An 18,550-nucleotide genomic window follows, 5' to 3' on the forward strand; every position below is an offset into this window, starting at 1 on the left:
CCCGGCATCCCCAGGCCGGGCCGTTCCCGGCTCAGTACGGACGCCGACGCCGCGAAGCCGCGCCGGCCACCGCGCCCGCCCACGGAAAGGGGCTGGGCCCGAGGTAAGAACCCCGGGCCCAGCCCCTCAGCCTGCCGACGGCTACGCGCTGGTCGCGCGCACGCCGCCCGTCAGTTGTCGTCCTCGTCGATCAGAAAGCCCCGCATCGGCGACGGTGCCTGCTGCATCGGCTGCGGCGCCTGCGGCCGCACCGGCGCCATCGGCTGGGTCATCGCCGGCGACATCTGCTGCTGACCGCCGTACGACGGACCGGGCGAGGGCGTGTGGCCCCCCATGGACCCACCCATGGATCCGCCCATGGACGGGTTGCCACCCATGCTGTGTCCCATCGCGCCCGCACCGGCCGGAGCCATGGACGGCGACGGCGGCAGCGAAGCGGTCGCCGGGGTCCGCGGCGGGGCCAGCGAGTCGTCGGCCTGGGTCTCCAGCTGACGCAGCTGGCTCTCCAGGTAGGACTTCAGCCGCGTACGGTACTCGCGCTCGAAGCCGCGCAGGTCCTCGACCTTGCGCTCCAGCGTCGCGCGCGCGGACTCGAGGGAGCCCATCGCCACGCGGTGCTTCTCCTGCGCGTCCCGCTCCAGGGCGTCCGCCTTGGCGCGCGCGTCCCGTTCCAGACCCTCGGCACGGCTGCGCGCCTCGCCGACGATCTTGTTGGCCTCGGAGCGCGCCTCGGCGATCGCCTGGTCGGCGGTCTGCTGGGCGAGCGAGAGGACCCGCGCGGCGCTGTCGCCGCCGGGGCCCTGACCGGGCTGCTGCATCCCCGGGCCGTGGCCGCCCATGGGGCCGCCCATCGGTCCACCCATGGGACCGCCCTGCTGCATGGGACCGCCCTGCATCGGACCGCCCTGGCCCATGGGGCCACCCTGCTGCATGGGACCGCCCTGCATCGGACCGCCCTGCTGCATGGGGCCGCCCTGCTGCATGGGGCCGCCCTGCATCGGGCCGGGGCCGTGCTGGCCCCGCGGGTCATGACCCTGCGGACCGGGGCCGTGGCCGTGCGCGCTCGGACCCGCGGGCAGCTGCGGAGCACCACCGGGCAGCTGGGGGGGACCCATCTGCGGGGGCTGCTGCTGCGGCGGCGGTCCGGATATGGCGGCGGGTACCGGGGCACCCGGCCGTTCCTGCTGTTCGGGAGGCTTCCGCATACCCTGCTGCTGTTGGTTCTGCGCGGCGGCACGCGTGGCGGCGGCCAGCTTGGCGCGCAGATCCTCGTTCTCGCGGAGCAGGCGGGTCAGTTCGGCCTCGACCTCGTCGAGAAAGGCATCGACCTCGTCCTCGTCGTAGCCTTCTCGGAGGCGGACGGTCGTGAACTGCTTGTTCCGCACGTCCTCAGGGGTCAACGGCATCTCTACTTCACCTCTACGTAGTCGTCGGCAGTCGGCAAGACCGTATCGTTCACATTCCCCTCGCCAGGTTGCTCACAAGCGAGATCAGGATGTAAACGATGATCATCAGAACGAAGAAGGACAGGTCGAGTGCCACGCCCCCGAGACGCAACGGCGGAATGAACCGCCGCAGAAGCTTGAGCGGTGGATCGGTGACAGTGTAGGTGGCCTCCAGAACGACCACCATCGCCTTGCCGGGCTGCCATGAGCGGGCGAACTGGAAGACGTAGTCCATGACCAACCGGAAAATAAGCACGATGAGGAAGCACATCAGCGCGATGTAAACCACCTGTAGTGCGACGCCCATCCCGCTGCTTCCCTCTCCCCTGGCTCACTGTGGTCCGGCCGCTCGCCGGGCCGTTCCCGCCGTGCGACCGGGTCGTTCCCGGTGCTGCTTCCTAGCTCTGGTTGAAGAACCCGCCCTCTGCGATGCGGGCCTTGTCCTCCGCCGTGACATCGACGTTAGCAGGAGACAGCAGGAACACCTTCTGGGTCACTCGCTCAATGCTGCCATGGAGACCGAAGACAAGTCCCGCGGCAAAGTCGACAAGTCGCTTCGCATCGGTGTCGTCCATCTCGGTCAAGTTCATGATCACTGGAGTGCCCTCGCGGAAGTGTTCCCCGATAGTACGGGCCTCGTTGTAGGTCCTCGGGTGCAGTGTGGTGATGCGGTAGGGCTCCCGCTCGGACACGACCTTGGGCATGATCACCGGTGCGTTCTTCTCCAGGCTCGGACGTTCAGGTGTGATGGACGCCACGGGGGCGATTCGGGCGGGACGTCCACTTTCTACCGCTAGCGACACCGGCTCGCGCTCACGCTGCGCGGGCGGCTGAGGCACCCGCACCGGCTCTTCCCGCTCCTGCTGACGCACGGGCTGGTGACGCCGGTGTTCCCGTTCGGGCTCCGGCTCGGGTTCGAAATCATCGTCGGGGTCGAAGCCCCGGCCGTCGTACCCATCGTCCTCCACGAGGCCGAGGTAGACCGCCATCTTGCGCATCGCGCCGGCCATGCTCTGAGTCCTCCGCTCTGTGGTGGATCGGCCTCGTCACCAAGTGCCCGCGATCCACTAGGTCTGTCCGCTTTTTGGCGAAATGACCATATTTTCTGCTGTGGTCCGACTTGCTTCGCGACGTTACCCGAGGCTGGGTCGGACTCCGAGTACCGCCGTACCGACGCGTACATGTGTCGCACCGGCCTTCACGGCATCCTCAAGGTCCGCACTCATCCCTGCTGAGACCATGTTCGCAGCCGGATGGTCCGCGCGCAGGCGTGATGAGAATTCCAGCAGCCGCTCGAACGCCGCCTGTTGCCGTCCCGCGTACGGTCCGGCGAGCGGCGCCACGGTCATCAGACCGCCGAGCCGCAGTCCTGGTGCACCGGCCACCACTGTGGCCAACTCCTCAATTCCGTCGGGTGCCGTGCCGCCCCGCGCACCGCGTTCGCCGGATTCGGCGTCGAGGGCGACCTGAATCAGACAGGTCAGCTCACGCTCCGCGCGCACCGCCGCGGCGGAGAGCGCGGAAACGAGCTTGATCCGGTCGACAGACTGCACGACTTCGGCGTAACTGGCTACGGAACGGGCCTTGTTCGTCTGCAATTGACCAACAAAGTGCCAGGTCAGCGACAAATCCGCGCAGGCGGCGGCCTTGGGTGCGGCATCCTGATCACGGTTCTCGGCGACGTGCCGTACGCCGAGTTCATGGAGCAGCCGGACATCGCCGGCGGGGTAGGTCTTGGTGACCACGATCAGGGTCACCTCGTCCCGCGCGCGCCCGGCCGCGGCGCAGGCGGAGGAGATACGTTCCTCCACCATCGCCAGATTCGCGGCGAGTTCGGTCTTCCGGTCCTTCATGTGCTTATCAGTCCAGCCAGACATAGCCGGCGAGCCGTCCGGTGGTGCGGTCGCGGCGATACGAATAGTGGTCGTCCGACTCCAGTGTGCAGACCGCCGAGCGCTGCCGGTCCCTGACCCCGAGCGCGTCGAGCTGTGCGTGGACCCCGGCGACGACATCCACGGCCGGGGTGGACCAGCTGGTCTCGGAGCGGGCTTCCGGTACGACGGCGGCGACCTCGTCCCGCATCCGCGCCGGGACTTCGTAGCAGCGTCCGCAGACGGCCGGTCCGGTACGGGCGGTGATCCGGGACGGTTCCGCGCCGAGTGTGATCATCGCCTCGACGGCGGCCGGTACGATCCCGGCGACCAGACCGGGACGGCCCGCGTGGGCGGCGGCCACGATCCCGGCGACCGGGTCGGCCAGCAACAGCGGAACGCAGTCCGCGGTGAGTACGGCGAGTGCCAGTCCGCGCCGTAGCGTGACGATCGCGTCGACGGCCGGGGTGTCCGCGCTCGTCCACGGCCCTTCGACGACGGCCACATCACGGCCGTGCACCTGGTTCATCCAGACGACCCGCGCGGGGTCGAGCGCCAGGGACTTCGCGGCGAGTTCACGGTTGGCGCGTACGGCTCCGGGGTCGTCGCCGACCGCGCCGCCGAGGTTGAGCTGATCGTACGGAACGGCGCTCACCCCGCCCCACCGGTCGGTGAAGGCGAAGTGCGCGCCGCTCCGTGGTTCGTGCTGTCGTATCACTTCAAGAAGTCCGGGACATCCAGTTCCTCGGCCTGGCTGTCCTGGTAGGGACGGGCCGGGGGAACCTGCGGCGGGTTCACCGGGGAGAGCGGCTTCTCGTTGACCGGGGGAACAGACTCGGACTTGACCGGGCGGTCCTCACGCGGCGGTACGGTGCCCAGTCCGCCCGAGGACCGGACGGTGTCCGAGGACCGGGAGGGCGCCGGCTGCTCGTCGCGCTTCGCGGAGCCCGCGCCGAGTACGGTCTCGCGCCGGGTCGGCGGCTGTCCGCCGTCGAAGCCGGCCGCGATCACGGTGACCCGTACCTCGTCGCCCAGGGCGTCGTCAATGACGGCGCCGAAGATGATGTTGGCCTCGGGATGGGCGGCCTCGCTGACCAGTTGCGCCGCCTCGTTGATCTCGAAGAGACCGAGGTCGGAACCGCCGGAGATGGAGAGCAGGACGCCGCGGGCGCCGTCGATGGACGCTTCGAGGAGCGGCGAGGAGATCGCCATCTCGGCGGCGGCCACCGCGCGGTCGTCGCCGCGGGCCGAGCCGATACCCATGAGCGCGGAGCCCGCCTCGGACATCACGGACTTGACGTCGGCGAAGTCGAGGTTGATCAGGCCGGGGGTGGTGATGAGGTCGGTGATGCCCTGGACACCCGACAGCAGCACCTGGTCCGCGGACTTGAACGCGTCGAGGACGCTGACCTGGCGGTCCGAGATGGACAGCAGCCGGTCGTTGGGGATGACGATGAGGGTGTCGACCTCTTCACGGAGTTCGGCGATGCCGTCCTCCGCCTGGTTCGCGCGGCGGCGGCCCTCGAAGGTGAACGGGCGGGTGACCACGCCGATCGTGAGGGCGCCGAGCGAGCGGGCGATGTTGGCGACGACGGGCGCGCCGCCGGTGCCGGTGCCGCCGCCCTCGCCGGCGGTGACGAAGACCATGTCGGCCCCCTTGAGGACCTCCTCGATCTCCTCGCGGTGGTCCTCTGCCGCCTTGCGGCCGACTGCCGGGTTGGCTCCGGCGCCGAGGCCCCGGGTGAGTTCGCGGCCGACGTCGAGCTTGACGTCGGCGTCGCTCATCAACAGGGCTTGTGCGTCGGTGTTGATCGCGATGAACTCGACGCCCTTGAGGCCGACCTCGATCATTCGGTTGATGGCATTGACACCACCGCCGCCGACACCGATGACCTTGATGACTGCGAGGTAGTTCTGCGGTGCTGCCACGTCGAAGGCCTCTCGCCTCGAGTTACGTGTCGTCGCTTCGCTGATGTGGCGCCGCGACGACTGATGCCGATGGGACGGTCCGAAACGCCGACCCAAACCCTCACGTTGAAGTTCAGGGTTACCAGTGTGTCCGCTTCTTGGACTCTTCCGAACAGGACACTAAGTCGACAAGTGGCGGACGTTCAACGAACACGCCGAACCTCCCGTTTTTCTTTTCACCCTATGTGATCACCCATAGCGCTGACCAACCAGGGTGCTGGCCAGCACATATGCCCGTCAACTCCCCGACGCCGCAGGCGCGGTGGGTGCGCTCACATCGAAGTGCCCCGCCCTGGGGACGGCTTTCATGAGAGCGGTGAGCGCACGCGCCTTGGCCGTACCGTCCTCTCCGCTTCCCCACATCACCGTACGGCCGTCGGTCAGCTCCACGGAGATCGAGTCGTACGAACGGACCCGTACGACCTTGATGTCCCCGGCCACTTTCCCCGGCAGTTCGGCGCGGACCCGTACCGCTTCGCGCATCAGCCGCTCCGTTCCGAAGCGTTGTGTTCCGGCGGACCGCTCCACCGTCAATTCGAGGAGGGGGACATCCTTGGGGGCCTTCTCCACGGTGGCGAAACGCACGCCCCCGGCGTCCACTTCGATGAACTTTGCTCCCTTTTTAAGAAGCAGCGCGGGCTTTCGCTCGATCACTTTCAGCCCGATGCCGTTCGGCCATGAACGGACCACCTCGACCGAATCGATACGGGGCAGCTTCCGGCGCAGCCGCGCCTCAATCCCGTCCGTGTCGACGGAAATCAGCGGAGCCCCGACCGGCACCGCGGCCGCGGCCTCGACCTCGGCGCGGGTGAGCATATCGGTGCCCGAGGCCCTCACCTTCTCGACCCGCATCCACGAGGAGCCGTACAGCGCCCAGATCCCGCCCGCGATCAGCACGACCGCGGCGATGAGCGCGATCAGCACACGGGAAGAGAGACGGAGGCGGGGGAGCCCGAACCGGCGGCCCGGCGGCCCCTCGTCGGGGCGGCCGGACTCCGACCGCGGTCGGGCACCACGCTCTGCGATCGTCGGTCCGGCCACGCTCCCCTGCCTCCCTGCGCCGCTACGCCCGACGGCGTGCGGCGATCGCCTCGTACACCATTCCTACGAGCAGATCATCGGCGTCCCGGCGGCCGAACTCGGAGGCCGCGCGGGACATCTCGTACAGCCGGTGCGGATCGGCGAGCACCGGGAGCACATGGCTCTGGACCCACTCGGGGGTCAGTTCGGCGTCGTCGACCAGCAGTCCACCGCCGGCCTTCACCACCGGCTGGGCGTTGAGCCGCTGTTCACCGTTGCCGATCGGCAGCGGTACGTAGGCGGCCGGCAGTCCGACGGCGGAGAGTTCGGCGACGGTCATCGCGCCCGCGCGGCAGAGCATCATGTCGGCCGCGGCGTACGCGAGGTCCATCCGGTCCACATACGGTACCGGGATATAGGGCGGCATTCCGGGCATGTTGTCCACGCGCGGCATTTCATTCTTCGGACCGACCGCGTGCAGGATCTGGATTCCGGAGCGCTGGAGCACCGGAGCGATCTGCTGAATCACCTCGTTGAGCCGGCGCGCGCCCTGGGAGCCGCCGGAGACGAGCAGCGTCGGCAGATTGGGGTCGAGGCCGAACGCCGCGCGCGCCTCGGGGCGTACGCGGGCCCGGTCGAGGGTCGCGATGGTGCGGCGCAGCGGGATGCCGATGTACCGGGCACCGCGCAGCTTGCTGTCCGGGGTGGAGACGGCCACACCGGCCGCGTACCGCGAGCCGATCTTGTTGGCCAGTCCGGGCCTGGCGTTGGCCTCATGGACGATGATCGGCACCCCGAGCCGTTTCGCGGCCAGATAGCCGGGCAGCGCGACATAGCCGCCGAAGCCCACCACGCAGTCCGCCTTGGTGCGCTCCAGGATCTGCTCGGCGGCCTTGATCGTGCCGCGCAGCCGCCCGGGGACGGTGATCAGTTCGGGCGTGGGTCTGCGCGGCAGCGGTACGGCGGGGATCAGGCCCAGCTCGTACCCCCGCTCCGGTACGAGCCTGGTCTCCAGTCCGCGCTCCGTGCCGAGGGCCGTGATCCCCACGGTGGGGTCCTGCCTGCGCAGGGCGTCCGCGAGGGCGAGCGCGGGCTCGATGTGGCCGGCGGTCCCCCCACCGGCGAGTACGACATGCACCGAAATTCACCGCTCTCCGGACGGACGCTTCTTGACGCGCCGTCTCATCGTCTTCCATCTCACCCCGGGCCGTCGCATGGCCAGGGCCGCTTTCGCGGCGGGATCCTCTCGCGCGAACGCGATCAGCAGCCCGATAGCGAACATGGTCGGCAGCAGGGCCGACCCTCCGTAGGAGAACAGCGGGAGCGGGACTCCGGCGATCGGCAGCAGGCCGAGCACCGCACCAATGTTGATCACGGCCTGCACCGTGACCCAGGTGGTCACACCTCCCGCGGCGTACCTCACGAAGGGATCCTCCGTGCGTCCGGCCACGCGGATACCCGCATAGCCTAGAGCCGCGAACAGTGCGAGTACCGACAGCGTCCCCGCCAGACCCAGTTCCTCCCCGGTGATGGCGAAAATGAAGTCGGTGTGCGGTTCGGGCAGTTGACCCCACTTTTCCACACTCGCGCCGAGGCCGGAACCGAACCATCCGCCGGAGGCCAGCGCGTAGATCCCGTGGACCGCCTGCCAGCACTCCCCGGCCGGGCCCAGATCGATCGCGCCGATGCAGGAGAACCGCGACAGCCGGTTCTCGCTGGTCTTGATCAGCGCGAAGCCGATCAGCCCGGCGACGGCCAGCACAGCGGCGAAGAGCCGGGTGGGGGCGCCTGCCAGCCAGAGCAGTCCGAAGAGGATCGCCGTGAGAATGATCGCGGTGCCCATGTCTCCGCCGAGCATGATCAGTCCGAGCAGGAGCAGGGCGACCGGGACGAACGGCACCAGCAGATGTTTCCACTGGGTCAGCAGCCGCTTGTCCTGTTTACGGGCGAGCAGATCGGCGCCCCAGAGGATCAGCGCCAGTTTGCCGAACTCGCTGGGCTGGAGCTGGAACGGACCGCCCAGATAGATCCAGTTCTGGTTGCCGTTGACGGACCGCCCTATCCCCGGGATCTGGACGAGCACCATCAGGAAGACCGTGCCGACCAGCAGCGGGTACGAGAGCGCCCGGTTGAGCTTGATCGGCATCCGGGAGGCGAGCAGCAGCAGGCCGGTGCCGAGGACCACCGCGAGGAACTGCTTGCGGAAGAAGTACGTGGCGGGCAGCGACAGCTGCAGCGCGTAGATCATCGACGCGGAGTACACCATCACCAGACCGAGCACGGTGATCAGCAGACCGCTGCCGAGGATCAGGTAGTACGCGGTGAGCGGCCGGTCCCAGGCGCGCCGCGTCCGCTCGCAGAAGCGCCGGGGGCCGCCGCCGCGCGGTCGCCGGGGGGCGCGGCTCCTGCCGCCCCCGCGCCGGGCGGCGGGCCTACGGCGTACGGCGGATCCGGCGGACCGGCCGCGCAGCACGAGCCCTGCCGGGCGCTCCGCGCGGGCGTCCGCACCGGCGTGCGCGCTCTCCTCCGGGGTGTCCACGCCACCTGGCGCCCCCGCGAGAGCGGGAGCGCCCGGAGACGCGCCCAGGAAGCCCCAGCCGCGCCGGACAGGCCCCGGCGCGGGCCGCGGATCTCGGTCCGCGGTGTCGTCGGCCGGCATCGTCGCTGTCCCCTCCAGTCGTGCCTGGCGCGGCTGGCGCGGGTGGTCAGTGGGCTGCGGCCTGCTGCTGCGACACCGGGTCAGGCGTGCTCGGCTGCGAGGGCGTGTACCGCGTCCGCGAACGCCTCGCCCCGCTTGTTGTAGTTGACGAACATGTCCATCGAGGCACAGGCCGGGGCCATCAGTACCGTGTCCCCCGGCTGCGCGAGCCGTGCCGCTTCGCGGACCGCGGCCGACATCGCCCCAGTGTCGGTCCGGTCGAGGTCCACGACCGGGACTTCGGGGGCGTGTCGCGCGAGGGCTTCCCGGATGAGCGCGCGGTCCCTGCCGATCAGGACCACACCGCGCAGCCGCTTCGCGGACGCCGTGACGAGTTCGTCGAAGGTCGCGCCCTTGGCCAGACCGCCCGCGATCCAGACGATCGGGTCGTACGCCGCGAGCGACGCCTCGGCGGCATGAGTGTTGGTGGCCTTGGAGTCGTCGATGTACGTGACGCCGGCGACCTCCGCGACGCGCTCGATCCGGTGCGGGTCGGGGTGGAAGGCGCGCAGCCCGTCACGTACGGCGGCCGGCTCGACACCGTACGCGCGCGCCAGCGCGGCGGCCGCGAGCGCGTTGGCGATGTTGTGCGGGACGGGCGGGTTGACGTCGGAGACGTGGGCGAGCTCCTGGGCCTGCTCGCGCCGGTTCTCGACGAAGGCGCGGTCGACCAGGATGCCGTCCACGACACCGAGTTGGGACGGTCCCGGAGTGCCGAGGGTGAAGCCGATCGCACGGCAGCCCTCCTCGACGTCGGCCGCGCGCACCAGGTCCTCGGTGGCCGGATCGGCCACGTTGTAGACGCAGGCGACGCTGTTGCCCTCGTAGATCCGGCCCTTGTCGGCGGCGTACGCCGCCATGGAGCCGTGCCAGTCCAAATGGTCGGGCGCGAGGTTGAGCACGGCGCCGGAGTGGGCGCGCGGACTAGGCGCCCAGTGCAGCTGATAGCTGGACAGCTCGACGGCGAGTACGTCGTACGTCTCCTCGCCGGTGACCGCGTCCAGCAGCGAGACGCCGATATTGCCGACGGCGGCCGTACGCAGCCCCGCGGCGGCCAGGATCGAGGCGAGCATCCTGACGGTCGTCGTCTTGCCGTTGGTGCCGGTGACGGCGAGCCAGGGGGCCGCGCCGGGTCCGCGCAGCCGCCAGGCCAGCTCGACATCGCCCCAGATCTCCACCCCGGCCGCCTCGGCGGCCAGGAAGAGCGGCTTGTCCGGCTTCCAGCCGGGGGCCGTGACGACGAGTTCGGTGGCCTCGGGCAGGGTCGCCCCGTCGCCGAGGCGGACCGTGACGCCCAGCTTCTCCAGCTCGGCGGCCTGGGCGCGGGCCCGCTCGTCGTCGCCGTCATTGACGACGGTGACCTCCGCGCCGAGTCCGCGCAGTACCCGGGCCGCCGGGATCCCGGAGACCCCGAGACCCGCGACGGTGACCCGCTTGCCCTGCCAGTTCACTTCTCGGCCGCCCAGCCCGCGTAGAAGAGCCCCAGACCCACAATGACGCACATACCCTGGATGATCCAGAAGCGGACCACCACAAGGACTTCGGACCACCCCTTGAGTTCGAAGTGGTGCTGGAGTGGCGCCATCCGGAAAACGCGCTTGCCGGTCATCTTGAACGAACCGACCTGGATGACCACGGACATGGTGATCATCACGAAGAGGCCGCCGAGGATGGCCATCAGGAACTCCGTACGGGAGCAGATCGCCAGACCGGCGAGCGCGCCGCCGAGCGCGAGCGAGCCGGTGTCCCCCATGAAGATCTTGGCCGGTGAGGTGTTCCACCACAGGAAGCCGAAGCAGGAGCCCATCAGCGCCGAGGCGACGACCGCGAGGTCCAGCGGATCCCGTACCTCGAAACAGGCGTTGGGGTTGGTCAGGGTCGTCGCGTTGGCACAGGACTCCTGGAACTGCCACAGACCGATGAAGGTGTACGCGCCGAAGACCATCACCGAGGCGCCGGTGGCGAGACCGTCGAGACCGTCCGTCAGGTTCACACCGTTGGACATCGCGAGAATCATGAACAGCGCCCAGACCACGAACAGCACCGGGCCGATCGACCAGCCGAAGTCCGTGACGAACGACAGCTTGGTTGAGGCGGGGGTGTTGCCGCGGTAGTCGGCGAACTGGAGCGACAGCACCGCGAAGGCGATACCGACGATCAGCTGGCCGGCCATCTTCGCCTTGGCCCGCAGGCCCAGCGACCGCTGCTTCACGATCTTGATGTAGTCGTCGAGGAATCCGACGAGCCCCATCCCGGCCATCAGGAACAGCACCAGCACACCCGAGAAGGTCGGGTCCTCGCCGGTGATCACCTTCGCCAGGGCGTAGGCGATGAGCGTGGCCAGGATGAAGGCGATGCCGCCCATGGTGGGCGTGCCCTTCTTGCTGCCGTGCGTGCGCGGGCCGTCGTCCCGGATGAACTGCCCGTATCCCTTGCGGGCCAGGAGCTTGATCAGCAGCGGGGTGCCGATCAGGGTCAGGAAGAGCCCGATGGCTCCCGCGAAGAGGATCTGCCTCATCGGCCGGCGACCTCGCCCTCGGTGGCGTTCTCGACCAGTGCCAGGGCGACCCGCTCAAGACCTGCTGACCTCGAAGCCTTCACCAGCACGACGTCTCCCGGACGCAGTTCACTGCGCAACAGGTCGACCGCCGCCTGCGCGTCGGACACGTGCACCGACTCCTCACCCCACGAACCCTCGTTGTAAGCGCCCAGTTGCAGCCAGGACGCTTCCCTGCCCCCGACTGCCACGAGCTTGCTGACGTTGAGCCGGACGGCGAGCCGTCCGACCGCGTCGTGCTCGGCGAGCGATTCGTCACCCAACTCGGCCATCGGGCCGAGCACCGCCCACGTACGGCCCCCCGTGGCCCGTGAGGCACCACCCATGGCGACCAGCGCGCGGAGCGCCGCTCTCATGGATTCGGGGTTCGCGTTGTAGGCGTCGTTGACGATCGTCACGCCGTCCGCGCGCTCGGTGACCTCCATACGCCAGCGGGAGAGGGTTCCCGCCTCGGAGAGCGCCACGGCGATCTCGTCGACGGACATGCCCAACTCATGGGCGACGGCGGCCGCGGCGAGCGCGTTCGACACGTGGTGCTCACCGTACAGCCGCAGCGTCACGTCGCTGCACCCGGAGGGTGTTCGAAGCCGGAAAGCGGGCTGTCCGGTCTCGGTGAGGCGGACGTTCTCTGCCCGTACGTCTGCTTCGTCGGACTCTCCGAACAGGACGGTACGGGCCTTGGTGCGGGTGACCATCGCGCGGACGAGCGGATCGTCGGCGTTGAGCACCGCCACCCCGCCCTCGGCCGCGGACGGCAGGGACTCGACCAGTTCCCCCTTGGCCTGGGCGATCTGCTCCCGGCCGCCGAACTCGCCGATGTGGGCGGTGCCGACGTTCAGTACGAGGCCGATCCGGGGCGGGACGAGTCCGGTGAGGTAGCGGATGTCGCCGATGTAGCGCGCGCCCATTTCGAGGACGAGATAGCGGGTGTCCTCGACGGCCCGCAGGGCGGTCACCGGCAGGCCGATCTCGTTGTTGAGATTGCCCTCCGGCCAGACCGTGGGCGCGCTGCGCTGGAGCAACTGTGCGATGAGATCCTTGGTGCTGGTCTTGCCGGCCGAGCCGGTCAGCGCGACGGCGGTGGCACCGAGGCGCTCCACGACGGTGCGGGCGAGGGCGCCGAGGGCGCGTACGACGTCGTCCACGACGATCGCGGGCACACCGACGGGGCGGGTGGCCAGTACGGCCACCGCGCCCGCCTCGACGGCACGCCGCGCGTAGTCGTGGCCGTCGACGCGCTCTCCGGCGAAGGCGGCGAACAGGCTGCCGGTCTCCACCGCGCGGGAGTCGTAGACGACGGATCCGGTGACACGGACGGCCGGATCCGGTATGTCGTGCGGCTGCCCGCCGACGATGGCGGCGATCTCGGCGAGAGAGAGGGCGATCACTGGGTCATCCCTGACTGTTGTTCTCGTGATGGTGCTCGTGGCCGGGCTCGCGGCCCGGCTCGTGGCCCGGCTCGTGGCGGAGGGAGCGCTCGATGGCCTCACGCAGGACCTGACGGTCGTCGAAGGCGCGTACCACCCCGGCGATGTCCTGGCCCTGCTCATGGCCCTTGCCCGCGACGAGTACGGTGTCGTCGTCCTGGGCCAGGGCCACCGCGGCGGCGATGGCAGAGGCACGGTCCGCGTCGACCAGGACATCCCCGCGCTCATGGACCGGCACCTCGGCGGCGCCCGCGAGCATCGTGGCGAGGATCGCGAGCGGGTCCTCGCCACGCGGGTTGTCGGAGGTCAGTACGGCGGTGTCGGCCAGCCGCGCCGCCGCCGCGCCCATCGGGCCGCGTTTGGTCTTGTCGCGGTCGCCGCCGCAGCCGAGGACGATGTGCACCTTGCCCTTGGTGACCTTGCGCAGGGAGCGCAGGACCGATTCGACGGCGTCCGTCTTGTGGGCGTAGTCGACGACGGCGAGATACGGCTGACCGGCGTCCACCCGCTCCAGCCGCCCCGGCACTCCGGGGACCGCCGCGATGCCCTCGGCGGCGGTGTGCGGGTCGATCCCGGCGACGGCGAGGGTGACGACCGCGGCCAGGGTGTTGGCGACATTGAACGGTCCCGGCAGCGGCGCCTCGGCCCGGACCCGCTCCCCCCCGGGGCCGATCGCGGTGAAGGTGGAGCCGTGCGAGCCGAGCACGACATCCTCGGCGTGCCAGTCGGCGTCCGGGTGGCCCTCCGCGGAGAAGGTGGTGACGGGGACGGTCGCCTCCGCGACGAGCCGGCGGCCGTACTCGTCGTCGAAGTTCACGACGCCGGTCCTGCTGCGCTCCGGGGTGAAGAGCCGCGCCTTCGCCTGGAAGTAGTCCTCCATTCCGGAGTGGAACTCCATGTGCTCCGGGCTGAGGTTGTTGAAGACGGCGACATCGAACAGACAGCCGTCGACCCGCCCGAGCACCAGGGCGTGGCTGGAGACCTCCATGGCGACCGATTCGACGCCCCGCTCGCGCATGACGGCGAAGAGGGCCTGGAGATCGGTGGCCTCGGGGGTGGTGCGCTCCGACTTGACGCGCTTGTCGCCGATGCGCATCTCGACGGTGCCGATGAGGCCGGTGCGGTGTCCGGCGCCGCGCAGTCCGCCCTCGATGAGATACGCGGTGGTGGTCTTGCCGGAGGTGCCGGTGATCCCGATCTGGAGCAGATCCCTGCCCGGGTGTCCGTAGATCTCGGCGGCGAGCTGCCCCATGCGGCCCCGCGGGTCCGGGACGACCAGGACGGGCAGGCCGGTGGTCGCGGCGCGCTCGGCGCCCGCCGGGTCCGTCAGGATCGCGGCGGCCCCGAGGTCGGCGGCCTGGGCGGCGAAGTCGGCGCCGTGGAAACGGGCGCCGGGCAGGGCCGCGTACACGTCCCCCGGGCGCACGGCCCGTGAGTCGTGGGTGATGCCGGTCGCCTCCCCGGAGCCCCTCACCTCCCCCGGGTCCGGTGCCTCGGCGCCCAGCCGGGCCGCCAGCTCCGCGAGGGAGGTCGGGCGTACCCGGTCCGGTCGGGGCGTCCCCGGATGGTTCACAGGGGCGTCCTTCGGGGTGGTTCGGTACTGATCAGCTTGTGGCACGGCGGTGAGCGTACCGGGCTCCGCGGGCCGCGAGCCACGTGAGGGGGACTGGTGCGCGGGGGGTTCCGGGTGGTTCCCGGAATCGGGGGTGATGGTTGTCACTGGGGCTTTCCCTGGGGTCACTCGCCGGGTTTGAAGGTGACCGGCAGCCGGGCGGGTTTACTGCCGGTCGGTTCGACCTGCAGGGTCTTGAGAGCGAACTCCATGACCTTCTTGTAGATGGGGCCGCAGATCTGTCCGCCGAAGTAGCTGCCCTTGGTGGGGTTCTGGATGGCGCAGTAGACGGTGATCTGCGGGTCGTCGGCGGGCGCGAAGCCGGCGAAGGAGGCGGTGTAGCCCTTGTAGACGCCGAGCTTCGGGTCGACCCGGTTGGCCGTACCCGTCTTGCCCGCGACGCGGTAGCCGGGGATGGCGGCCTTGGTGCCGGTGCCCTCCTCGTCGCCGACGACCGACTCCAGCATGGTGGCGACCGTCTTGGCGGTCTCCTCGCTCACCACGCGGGTCTTCTTGGGCGCGGGGGCGGCGGTGAACCGGCCGTCGGGGCCCTGCGTGCCGCGGATCAGGGTGGGCTCGATCCGTACGCCGCCGTTGGCGATGGTCGAGTAGACCGAGGCGGCCTGCATCGCGTTGAGGGAGAGGCCCTGGCCGAAGGGGATCGTGTACTGCTGCGAGGTGGACCAGTCCTGCGGCTCGGCCAGGATGCCCTGGGTCTCGCCGGGGTAGCCGAGACCGGTGGGCCGGCCGATGCCGAACTTGCTCAGATACGAGTGGAGGACCTTGTTGGCCTCGGGCTGTGTCCTGCCGAGCTGGCCGGTCGCCAGGATGGTGCCGATGTTGCTGGATTTGGCGAGGACTCCGTTGAGGGTCAGGTTCCAGGTGGGGTGGTCGATGTCGTCCTTGAAGAGCCGGTCCCCGCGGTGCAGCCGGTTCGGGACGACCACATGGGTGCCGGGGGTGGCGACCTTCTCCTCCAGTACGGCGGCCATCGACATGACCTTGCTGGTGGAGCCGGGCTCGTACACGTCCTGGAGGGCCGCGTTGCCCAGGGCGGCGGCGTCGGCCGCGGAGACTTCGTTGGGATTGAAGCCCGGGGCGTTGGCCATGGCGAGCACCTCGCCCGTCCTGGTGTTCTGGACCACCACATAGCCGCGGTCGGCCGCGGACTCCCTCACCTGGTCGGTGATGGCCTGCTGGGCGGCCCACTGGATGTCCCGGTCGATGGTCAGCTCGATGTCGGAGCCGGGCACGGCGGGGGTCTCGTGGGAGGTGGCGGTGGGGACGCGGCGGCCTCCCGACTGGGCGTAGGAGACCTTTCCGTCCTCGCCGGCCAGTTGCTTGTCCAGCATGGATTCGACACCGCCCGCGCCGCGGCCCGCGGCGTTGACGTACCCCAGTATCCCGGCGGCGAGATCGCCGTTGGGGTACACACGCTTGCTGCTGGCCTCCTGGAGGACGCCCGACAGCACGCTGACGGTGGCCGCGCCCGCGGCCTTGCCCTTGCCGGCCTTGCTCGCCTTGCTCGCCTTCTCGGCGAGAACGCTCTTGAGGTCCTTGATCTGGTTCCAGACCTGCGGGGTCTGGCGGCGTGCCAGCACGGTGTAGCGGGGGGAGTCGGGGGTCCTGAGCTTCTTCACGATGCCGGCGGTCTCCGCCCCCAGGATCGGGGCGAGCAGGGCGGCGGCCTGTTCGGGGGCGTCCGGGACCTTGGTGAAGTCGGCGGTGAACATCGACGGGTCGGCGGTGATGTCGTACGCGTCGACGCTGGTGGCGAGGGCGATCCCGGAGCGGTCGGTGATCTTCCCGCGCTCGGCCGCGATCGTGTGGCTGAGATAGCGGCTCTTCTCCGCCTTGGCGGCGTACGCGCTGGCGTCGACCGCCTGCACCTGGAGGAGCCGGACGACGAACACCAGCATGATGAGGGTCAGTCCGAGGCTGACCAGCCGCAGCCGGGGGCGGGGGCTGCCGAGCCTGATCCGGCGCGGGGCACGGGACCCGGGGTGCGGGCGGCGGGCGGCGGGCCGGGGCGCGGGGCGGGACCGTCCGTCGTTCCCGGAGCGCGCGGGCTTGGGCACCCGGCGGCGCGGAGGTTCCTGGGAGGGCACTGGGTCACCTGCCGGTGGTGGTCGGGGCCGGCGTGCCGGATGCCGGTGCGGGGGCCTGCCCGGGGGTCTGGCGGGCGTCGGCGGAGGGGTACGGGGAAGCGGAGGGGAACCCCGGGGACCACTCCGGGGCGGAGAGCGCGGGAGACGGCGACGAGTCCGCCAGGGGCAGGGGCAGGGCCTCCTCCAGGGGAGAGGGCCGGCCGGCCGTCTGGGCCGACAGCTGGGCGGAGGGCGACGCCCCGGCGGCGGGCACGCCGCGGACCGTACCGTCCGGGTTGAGGAAGGCCGGGCTGCCGCCGGGCACCATGCCGAGCTCACGGGCCCGCCGCTCCAGGGCGTAGGGCGCGGAGCGGTCGTCCACGTCCCGTTGCAGGGCCTGCTCCTCGTCGGTGAGGTCGGTCGTCCGTTTCTTGAGCTCGCTCAGCTGGAACGAGCCCTCGTTGAGGGAGGAGTTCAGCAGCAGCAGGGTGATCAGACCGCCACCGAGGAGCAGCACGACCAGCAGGACGAAGGGGGTGCGCGCCGCCGAACTGGATCCGGAGGGCATCAGCTGGGCGAGCCGCGCGGCCCGCCCCCTCAACTGCTTGGCCGGTCCGCTCACGGAGCGTCCTCCCGGATCCGCTCCGCCCCCCGCAGCCGCGCCGGGGCCGCGCGGCGGTTCTCCGCGATCTCTTCCTCCGTGGGGAGTTCGGCGCCGCGGGTGAGCAGTTTCAGCCGGGGCTGGTAGCGCTCGGGGACGACGGGCAGACCGGGCGGCGCGGTGTTGGTGGCCCCGGCCGCGAGGACCTGCTTGACGAGGCGGTCCTCCAGCGAGTGGTAGGAGAGGACGGCGATCCGGCCGCCGACGGCGAGGGACGCCACGGCGGCCGGGACGGCCCGCTCCAGGACGGACAGTTCGCCGTTGACCTCGATGCGCAGGGCCTGGAAGGTGCGCTTGGCGGGGTTGCCGCCGGTGCGCTTGGCGGCCTGCGGGAGGGCGTCGCGGATCAGCTCGACCAGCCGGGCGCTGTGCGAGAAGGGCTCCTTGTCACGCTCCCTGACGACCGCGGAGACGATCCGCTTGGCCTGCTTCTCCTCGCCGTACGCGCGCAGGATCCGCACCAGTTCGCCGGGCGGGTAGGTGTTGAGGACCTCGGCGGCGCTGACTCCGGACGACTGGTCCATGCGCATGTCGAGGGGGGAGTCCTGGGCGTAGGCGAAGCCGCGCTCCGCCTCGTCCAGTTGCATCGAGGAGACGCCGAGGTCGAAGAGCACGCCCTGGACGCGGGGGATCCCCAGCCGGGCGAGGACGTCGGGCAGTTCGTCGTAGACGGCGTGGACGAGGGTGGCGCGGTCGCCGAACGGGGCGAGCCGCTCGCCGGAGAGCCGCAGCGCCTCCTGGTCGCGGTCGAGCGCGACCAGCCGCGCGGCGGGGAAGGTGGAGAGCAGGGCCTCGCTGTGTCCGCCGAGACCGAGGGTGCAGTCGACCACGACCGCGCCGGGCCGGGCGAGGGCGGGGGCCAGCAGATCGAGGCACCGCTGGAGCATGACGGGAACATGCCGGACCTGATTCATGCGCGCCCCTCGCGGCGTGCGCGCCCTTCGGGAAGGCCGCCGGCCGGTGGGGTGCGGGGGATGTCCGTACGGCGTTCCGCGGGCGCGCGGCTCTCCATGATTCGCTCGCTGCGCTCGCTCATGCGCCCTCTCAGATCCGGCGCGGCCGTACGTACCGCCGGGTCCCCGCCCGCTCAGAAGGGGAGGTGGTCCGCCGGCGCCGGAAGAGGCGTCGGCCGACCGCCGAGCGGGAGGAGGCCGAGCCGCACGTACGCCGCGACATGCGGGAATATTGTGCTGGGTTCGGAATG

16 protein-coding genes are annotated in these 18,550 nt (G+C 70.5%); all 16 read right to left on the reverse strand.

Annotated elements, in window-relative coordinates; all coding sequences use genetic code 11:
* Positions 1–170: 170 nt before the first annotated feature.
* Entirely contained in the window at positions 171–1,406 is a 1,236-nt protein-coding gene (locus ACIRQP_RS01375; protein WP_403881573.1) for a DivIVA domain-containing protein, read from the reverse strand.
* Between the two features lie 49 nt (positions 1,407–1,455).
* Positions 1,456–1,752: a YggT family protein gene (locus tag ACIRQP_RS01380; RefSeq protein WP_030353517.1), complete on the reverse strand. Its 297-nt coding sequence runs from the start codon at positions 1,750–1,752 to the stop codon at positions 1,456–1,458.
* Between the two features lie 91 nt (positions 1,753–1,843).
* A complete protein-coding gene (locus tag ACIRQP_RS01385) occupies positions 1,844–2,455 on the reverse strand; it encodes a cell division protein SepF (RefSeq protein ID WP_403881576.1) in 612 nt (203 codons plus the stop codon).
* A 123-nt stretch (positions 2,456–2,578) separates the two neighbouring features.
* Complete coding sequence (locus ACIRQP_RS01390; RefSeq protein ID WP_403881579.1) at positions 2,579–3,298, reverse strand: YggS family pyridoxal phosphate-dependent enzyme; 720 nt, start codon at positions 3,296–3,298, stop codon at positions 2,579–2,581.
* A gap of 7 nt (positions 3,299–3,305) precedes the next feature.
* The gene (gene pgeF / locus ACIRQP_RS01395; RefSeq protein ID WP_403881582.1) at positions 3,306–4,034 is read right to left on the reverse strand and encodes a peptidoglycan editing factor PgeF; all 729 of its coding nucleotides are present in this window, start codon (positions 4,032–4,034) and stop codon (positions 3,306–3,308) included.
* On the reverse strand, positions 4,031–5,245 hold the full coding sequence (gene ftsZ, locus ACIRQP_RS01400; protein WP_403881586.1) for a cell division protein FtsZ: 1,215 nt from the start codon (positions 5,243–5,245) through the stop codon (positions 4,031–4,033). Before ftsZ ends, pgeF begins: the two co-directional genes overlap by 4 nt.
* A gap of 276 nt (positions 5,246–5,521) precedes the next feature.
* Positions 5,522–6,325: a cell division protein FtsQ/DivIB gene (locus tag ACIRQP_RS01405; protein ID WP_403881590.1), complete on the reverse strand. Its 804-nt coding sequence runs from the start codon at positions 6,323–6,325 to the stop codon at positions 5,522–5,524.
* A gap of 22 nt (positions 6,326–6,347) precedes the next feature.
* Positions 6,348–7,442: an undecaprenyldiphospho-muramoylpentapeptide beta-N-acetylglucosaminyltransferase gene (gene murG, locus ACIRQP_RS01410; protein ID WP_403881592.1), complete on the reverse strand. Its 1,095-nt coding sequence runs from the start codon at positions 7,440–7,442 to the stop codon at positions 6,348–6,350.
* Positions 7,443–7,448: 6 nt separating this feature from the next.
* Positions 7,449–8,963 (reverse strand): putative lipid II flippase FtsW, encoded by a 1,515-nt coding sequence (gene ftsW / locus ACIRQP_RS01415; RefSeq protein ID WP_403881595.1) that lies wholly within the window; start codon positions 8,961–8,963, stop codon positions 7,449–7,451.
* A gap of 80 nt (positions 8,964–9,043) precedes the next feature.
* Positions 9,044–10,453, reverse strand: coding sequence for a UDP-N-acetylmuramoyl-L-alanine--D-glutamate ligase (gene murD / locus ACIRQP_RS01420; RefSeq protein WP_403881598.1), 1,410 nt, complete (start codon positions 10,451–10,453; stop codon positions 9,044–9,046).
* Positions 10,450–11,520 (reverse strand): phospho-N-acetylmuramoyl-pentapeptide-transferase, encoded by a 1,071-nt coding sequence (gene mraY / locus ACIRQP_RS01425; RefSeq protein ID WP_030353508.1) that lies wholly within the window; start codon positions 11,518–11,520, stop codon positions 10,450–10,452. Before mraY ends, murD begins: the two co-directional genes overlap by 4 nt.
* Entirely contained in the window at positions 11,517–12,947 is a 1,431-nt protein-coding gene (gene murF, locus ACIRQP_RS01430; protein ID WP_403881602.1) for a UDP-N-acetylmuramoyl-tripeptide--D-alanyl-D-alanine ligase, read from the reverse strand. The genes mraY and murF overlap by 4 nt, the downstream gene beginning before the upstream one ends.
* A gap of 4 nt (positions 12,948–12,951) precedes the next feature.
* Positions 12,952–14,706 carry a UDP-N-acetylmuramoyl-L-alanyl-D-glutamate--2,6-diaminopimelate ligase gene (locus tag ACIRQP_RS01435; RefSeq protein WP_403881605.1) on the reverse strand — a complete coding sequence of 585 codons (1,755 nt, stop codon included), beginning with the start codon at positions 14,704–14,706 and terminating at the stop codon, positions 12,952–12,954.
* Positions 14,707–14,723: 17 nt separating this feature from the next.
* Positions 14,724–16,706 (reverse strand): peptidoglycan D,D-transpeptidase FtsI family protein, encoded by a 1,983-nt coding sequence (locus ACIRQP_RS01440; RefSeq protein WP_403881608.1) that lies wholly within the window; start codon positions 16,704–16,706, stop codon positions 14,724–14,726.
* A gap of 4 nt (positions 16,707–16,710) precedes the next feature.
* On the reverse strand, positions 16,711–17,307 hold the full coding sequence (locus ACIRQP_RS01445) for a hypothetical protein (RefSeq protein ID WP_403881611.1): 597 nt from the start codon (positions 17,305–17,307) through the stop codon (positions 16,711–16,713).
* The gene (gene rsmH, locus ACIRQP_RS01450; RefSeq protein ID WP_403881614.1) at positions 17,304–18,260 is read right to left on the reverse strand and encodes a 16S rRNA (cytosine(1402)-N(4))-methyltransferase RsmH; all 957 of its coding nucleotides are present in this window, start codon (positions 18,258–18,260) and stop codon (positions 17,304–17,306) included. The genes ACIRQP_RS01445 and rsmH overlap by 4 nt, the downstream gene beginning before the upstream one ends.
* Positions 18,261–18,550 lie beyond the last annotated feature (290 nt).

The organism is Streptomyces sp. NPDC102274, from assembly GCF_044766385.1.
In the GTDB taxonomy this organism is placed as follows: domain Bacteria; phylum Actinomycetota; class Actinomycetes; order Streptomycetales; family Streptomycetaceae; genus Streptomyces.